3 protein-coding genes are annotated in these 3,328 nt (G+C 71.9%); 1 reads left to right on the top strand and 2 read right to left on the bottom strand.

Annotation, left to right across the window (positions count from 1 at the left end; translation table 11 throughout):
* Nucleotides 1-16: 16 nt before the first annotated feature.
* Entirely contained in the window at nt 17-1,447 is a 1,431-nt protein-coding gene (locus GUY60_RS36110; protein ID WP_246236098.1) for an APC family permease, read from the top strand.
* A 76-nt stretch (nt 1,448-1,523) separates the two neighbouring features.
* On the opposite strand, the gene GUY60_RS36105 is transcribed toward GUY60_RS36110, so the two are convergent.
* Both GUY60_RS36105 and GUY60_RS36100 read right to left on the bottom strand, forming a co-directional pair.
* Nucleotides 1,524-2,321, bottom strand: a complete 798-nt coding sequence (locus GUY60_RS36105; RefSeq protein ID WP_161705684.1) for a class I SAM-dependent methyltransferase — start codon at nt 2,319-2,321, stop codon at nt 1,524-1,526.
* 49 nt (nt 2,322-2,370) lie between these two features.
* Nucleotides 2,371-3,207 carry a class I SAM-dependent methyltransferase gene (locus tag GUY60_RS36100; protein ID WP_161705683.1) on the bottom strand — a complete coding sequence of 279 codons (837 nt, stop codon included), beginning with the start codon at nt 3,205-3,207 and terminating at the stop codon, nt 2,371-2,373.
* Nucleotides 3,208-3,328 lie beyond the last annotated feature (121 nt).

Genomic DNA, 3,328 nt, shown 5'->3' with positions numbered 1-3,328 from the left:
GCACTCCACACCAGGCCTGCGCCGCAGCCTGAAGCGACTCGACATCACCGCCCTGGCCATCGCCGCGGTCATCTCCTTCGACACCGTCGGCCAGATCGCCACCGGCGGTGGTGAGGCCGCCACCTGGACGGCGGCCATCGCCGTCCTCTTCCTCGTCCCCTACGCCCTGCTGTTCGCCGAGACCGGCGCCGCGTTCCCGCAGGAGGGCGGCCCGTACGTCTGGGTCAAACTCGCCCTCGGCCGCTCGGCCGCCGCGCTCACCACACTCTTCTACTGGGTGACCAACCCGATCTGGCTGGGCGGCTCCCTGGTCTTCCTCGCCGCCGAGACCTGGGACGGCTTCGTCTTCCCGCTCGGCTCCGGCACGTTCGCCGACTACACGTTCAAGCTCCTCTTCGTGTGGATCGCCATTCTCACGGCCGTCGTCTCCCTGCGCCGCGGCAAGTGGATCACCACCATCGGCGCCGCGGTGAAGGTCCTCGCCCTCGCCGTGTTCACCCTGACCGCCCTGTTCTACGGCTTCGCCCACGGCTTCCGGGGCCTCGACGACGCCCACTTCACCCCGACGACCGCCGGCTTCCTCGCCCTGGTGCCGATCCTGCTGTTCGCCTACGTCGGCTTCGAAGCGCCCAACGCCGCGGGCGAGGAGATGCACGACCCGCAGCGCGACGTACCCGCCGCACTCGGCCGCTCCGCGACCGTCGCCGCCTGCTGCTACCTGCTCCCGGTCCTCGCGCTCCTCGCCGTCGTCCCCGCCAAGTACGTCACCGGCATCGGCGGCTTCATGGAGGGCGCCCGCCATGTCTTCGGCATCTACGGCGCCGCGGCGGGACCGCTCCTGACGCTCACCGCCGTCGCGTTCGTCTTCGCGCTCCTCACCCAGGGCAGCGCCTGGATGATCGTCAGCGACCGCATGCAGGCCATGGCCGCGGCCGACGGCGGCTCCTTCTCCCGCTCCCTCGGCGCCTTCCACCCCCGGCTCGGCACGCCCGTACGCACCAACCTGCTCTCCGGTGTCGTCGCCACCGTGTTCATGCTCGCGGCGATGCAACTCGCGGACGGCGACGCGGGCGCCGTGTTCGCGGTGGTCCTCACCGTCGCGGTCACCACACTGCTCCTGTCCTACCTCGTCATCGTCCCGTCCCTGGTCCTCCTTCGGCTGCGCCGCCCGGAGGTGCCCCGCCCCTACCAAGTCCCCTTCGGCAACCGGGGGTTCATGACCTGCGCGGCTCTGGTGTACGCCTGGATCCTGGTCGGCTCGTGGTGCGCCCTGTTCCCCGGCACATTGGAGTCCCTGGTCGGCCTCGACTACGACTTCCCCGCCATCTGGGGCGTCTCCCGGACCACCTTCGAGACCTTCACCCTCGGTACGGTCGCGGTGCTCCTTGCCGTGGGAGCGCTGGGAGTCCGGGTCGCCCGGCGGGAGCGGGAGGTGCACGCCGAGTAGCCGGAAACCGGCCGACGCCTTGCCCGGCCGACGCCTTGCCCGGCGTGCACCGGGCGAGGCGTCGGCCGAACCGGGCTCACGCCGCCGACGGCGGGACCTCCAGGGCGAAGAAGAGGAAGCTCGTCCTGGTCGACAGGGCGGCGAACTCCTCCGGGAACAGCTCACGGGCCGCCGGGTCGGGCTGCGGTTCGCTGATGGTGGCGAGCCGGAACCCGGCACCGGTGAAGGCGTCGGTCATCGCGTGCAAGGGCTTGCGCCAGAACTTCATCGGGACGCGCTGCCCGTTGAACTCCCACTCGAAGGCATAGCTGGTGGTCGCGTAGTAGTCGGGCCGAGGCTCCTGGATCGTGTAGGCCACGAACGGGTGGTCCACCGACACGATCAACCGGCCGCCGGGCCTGAGCACGCGCCGGAACTCGGCCAGCGTCGGCCCCCAGTCCTCCAGGTAGTGCAGGACGAGCGACGCGACCACGCCGTCGAACGCGCCGTCGGCGAACGGCAACGGCTCGCGCAGGTCACCCAGACGCAGATCCGCGTCCGCGCCAAGCCGTCGTCGCGCCAGCGCCAGCATCGCGGCGCTGGAGTCGATACCGGTGACCTCGGCGCCGCGGTCGCGCAGCGCGGCCGACAGCGGGCCCGAACCGCATCCGGCGTCCAGGATCCGGTGGCCGGTCACCTCGCCCGCGAGGGCGGTCATCGCGGGCCGCTCGTAGTACGCGTTGATCAGGTTGTTCTCGTTCTCCGCCGTGTACGCCTCGGCGAAGCTGTCGTAGTGGTTGGCCTGCCCGGCATCGTTCGCCTGCCCGGGGCCGGCCAACGGGACGGGGTCAGCGCCCGGGGCGGGGGCCTCGGGCATGTCCGTACGTCGGTCCATCGACGCAGCCTAGTTTTCCGCCGATCCGCCGGACAGGTCCCACCGGTGTCTAACCGACCCGCCGCCCCGTGACCACCAGATACTCCCAGTCCATCCCGCCCGCCGACGCCGTCAGGTGGCGCTGAGCCAGGGCGTCGAGGGCGTTGTCCAGGGCCGCCGTACGGGTCGGGTCGTCCGCGAGGCCGCGGTAGACGGCGATGGTCGGGCCGTAGTTGGCCTTGAAGAAGTCGCGGAACTGCGTGGGCTCGACGAACCGGTCGACATGGAGCGTGCCGGTCCATACGTCGAGGTCGGTCACGCGGTCGCCAAGGAGTTCGCGGACGTGGTCGCCCCGGCCCCACAGCGGCGGGGGCTGCGCGCCCGGCGGGGGAGCGGGGGCGTACGGCTTCATCGTCGCGAACAGCTCACCGATGAACCCCTCCGGGGTCCAGCTGAGCACCCCGACCGTGCCGCCCGGCCGGCAGACGCGGACCAGCTCGTCCGCCGCCGCCTGGTGATGCGGGGCGAACATGATCCCGACGCAGGACAGCACCGTGTCGAACGTGGCGTCGTCGAACGGCAGCGCCTCCGCGTCGCCCTCCCGCCAGTCCACAGCGGCGCCCCGCTCCGCCGCGAGCCTGCGGCCCGCCTCGAACAGCTCCGGCGTCAGGTCGACGGCCACCACCTCCGCCCCGGTCGCGGCGGCCGGGATCGCGGCGTTGCCCGTACCGGCGGCGATGTCCAGTACGCGGGTCCCCGCGCGCACGCCGCAGGCCTCCACGAGCAGCGGGCCGAGGCTCGGGATCAGCTGGGCGGCCACCGCCGCGTAGTCACCGAGGGCCCACATCTTGCGGTGCTTCGACTTGAGGGCGCGGTCTGCTTCGACGGCGCCGATTGCTTCGGTCATGGCGGCTCTCCGAGGTACCTGAGTGATAACGGCAGCGCGCGTGGGGTGCTCGCCGCTGCGCGGGGCGAGAGCAGCGCTGCCGCGCCCTCGCGAGGCTCTCCGGTTCTCCTCCCACCCATAC

The sequence above is a fragment of the Streptomyces boluensis genome (assembly GCF_009908195.1).
GTDB classification, from domain to species: domain Bacteria; phylum Actinomycetota; class Actinomycetes; order Streptomycetales; family Streptomycetaceae; genus Streptomyces; species Streptomyces boluensis.
This window is presented reverse-complemented; position numbering and strand designations above follow the sequence as displayed.

Excerpts from the sequence above, each read along its gene's own strand:
- GUY60_RS36105 (WP_161705684.1), bottom strand. The coding sequence starts at position 2,321 with ATGGACCGACGTACGGACATGCCCGAGGCCCCCGCCCCGGGCGCTGAC.
- GUY60_RS36100 (WP_161705683.1), bottom strand. The coding sequence starts at position 3,207 with ATGACCGAAGCAATCGGCGCCGTCGAAGCAGACCGCGCCCTCAAGTCG.